This is a genomic window from Psychrobacter sp. 1U2, assembly GCF_051847575.1.
Map to the genome: position 1 here is coordinate 1 of NZ_JBPYDC010001161.1, position 681 is coordinate 681.

A 681-nucleotide genomic window follows, 5' to 3' on the forward strand; every position below is an offset into this window, starting at 1 on the left:
GTACATGTTGCACACCGATAGAAGCGCTTAAGCTGATGACAAAATATACTGCGCCTGCGCCTAATATATAAGGTGTCAATAAACCCATCAGCTCACCACGGACGTAGGCTGCACGGAAAAAGTCTGTCAAACCAATAGCAAATACCAACGTCGTATCTTGGAATAAAATAATACATTGTTGTAAGATAAGTGGCAGCATTTTGCGAAAGGCTTGTGGTAATACGACCAAACGCATGGTCTGCCCATAAGTCATACCCAAGGCTTTTGCAGCATTGACTTGCCCACTACCAATAGACTGAATACCTGCCCGTACCACTTCTGAAAAGTAGGCGGCTTCGAACATCATAAAAGCAACGACACATGAAGCAAAGGCGGCATCAAGTTGCAAGTATTTACCAGCTACCCAAAAATAAATCATCGGTACGGCAAAATAAAACCATAGTAATACTAGTAACAGCGGTACAGAACGAAAGTAATTGACGTAGAGTTTGGCGGGTACTTCTAGCGCCTTAATACCAGATAAGCGCATTAAAGCGAGTACGGTTCCTAAACTGATACCACCGAGAATGGCTAAAAACAATACTTTTAAGGTGGTTAGCATGCCACCCATTAGACCTGGATAGGCCGTTGCAAGTTCGGTCATCATACTCATTTCTGACTCCCTGCAATAAGCCCTGGCAC

Annotated in this window: 1 protein-coding gene; it reads right to left on the reverse strand. The window is 43.8% G+C overall.

Annotation, left to right across the window (positions count from 1 at the left end; translation table 11 throughout):
• On the reverse strand, positions 1-652 hold a 652-nt coding region (locus tag ACS8FD_RS20975), incomplete at its 3' end, for an ABC transporter permease subunit (protein WP_439277290.1).
• Positions 653-681 lie beyond the last annotated feature (29 nt).